At 74.7% G+C, this 1,342-nt stretch carries 1 protein-coding gene; it reads right to left on the bottom strand.

Annotated features, from left to right (window positions below; translation table 11 throughout):
• On the bottom strand, positions 1-1,181 hold a 1,181-nt coding region (locus K7787_RS31390; protein ID WP_223003712.1), incomplete at its 3' end, for a D-alanyl-D-alanine carboxypeptidase family protein.
• Positions 1,182-1,342: the final 161 nt, after the last annotated feature.

The following is a 1,342-nucleotide window of genomic DNA, read 5'->3' as shown; positions in this document are numbered from 1 at the left end:
CGGACCAGCAGCACCGCCCCGGCGCCCACGCCCACGACGCCGCCCACGACCGCGCCCGTCTCCGGCCAGCCGGGCCAGGCCGACGCCGCTTGCGCCCTGGCCGCCGCGACCGGCGCGTGCGACGGCGAGGGCGAGGAGGCCGGCGCGGGGGCCGCGGCGGCGTGCGCCACCGGGCGCAGCGCGTCCAGCGAACCGACCGGGTCGACGTGCCCGGCGGCGTCGAAGCCCCAGTCGAGCAGCTGGCGCGCCTCCTCGTACACCTCCAGGCCGTCGCCCTCCTGAGGGTTCATCACCGTCACGATGAGGGTGCGCCCGTCGCGGTGGGCCGCGGCGACCAGGGTGTTGCCCGCGTTGGTGGTGTAGCCGTTCTTGATGCCGATCAGCCCGGGGTACGGCTCCACGCCGTCGGCCCCCGTCAGCAGCCGGTTGGTGTTGGCGATGCCGAACGAGCCGCCGTCGTTGCCCGGGAACAGGGCGTTCACGGTGGAGCAGTAGCGCGCGAAGTCCGGGTTGCGCAGCCCCGCCCGCCCGAACACGGCGAGATCGTAGGCCGAGGACACCTGTCCGTCGGCGTCGTAGCCGTCGGGCGAGACGACGTGTGTGTCCACCGCGCCCAGCGAGCGCGCCTTGTCCTGCATCTGCCGGGCGGTGCGGTCCCAGCCGCCGTTGAGCGCGGCGAGCACGTGCACCGCGTCGTTGCCGGAGTTCAGGAACACCCCGCGCCACAGGTCGGACACCTGATACGTGTGACCCTCGACCACCCCGACCAGGCTGCTGCCCTCCCCGATGCCCGCCAGCTCGGCCCCGCTGACGGTGTGCCGCAGACCGCCGGGGAAGGCGGGCAGCACGGTGAGCGCGAACAGGGTCTTCAGGGTGCTCGCGGGCGGCAGCTTCTCGTGCGCGTCGTACGCGGCGAGCACCTCGCCGCTGGCCGCGTCGGCCACCAGCCAGGACAGCGCGGAGACCTCCGGGGTCTCGGGCGCTCCGGAGCGCAGGCGGACCTGGGTGCCCTCGCGTTCCAGCAGGGCCGGCTGCGGCATCGCCGTCTTCGGCCGCCCCGGCGCTCCCGGGTCCGTCCCGGCCCGGCCCGTGGCGGCGGCCGGGGAGGTCACTATCAGCAGGCCCGTCGCACAGAGGGCACAGGCGGACAAGGCGGCCCGAAGGGGGAATTTGATCGTCATACCGCAAACGTAGGAACGAACCGGTGCAGGCGTGACCTTGCCGGGGGCCGAACGGGGACCACGAGCACCCGGATGTCCCAGCGGGTGGCCCGGATGCCCCAGCGGTGCGCTCCGGGCGGGGACGGTGCGCGGTCCTAGCCGGTCGGCAGCGTCGGCTGGAC

The sequence above is a fragment of the Streptomyces sennicomposti genome, from assembly GCF_019890635.1.
GTDB classification, from domain to species: domain Bacteria; phylum Actinomycetota; class Actinomycetes; order Streptomycetales; family Streptomycetaceae; genus Streptomyces; species Streptomyces sennicomposti.
Note: the sequence above shows the minus strand (reverse complement) of the source record. Positions and strands in the feature narration are given on the sequence as shown.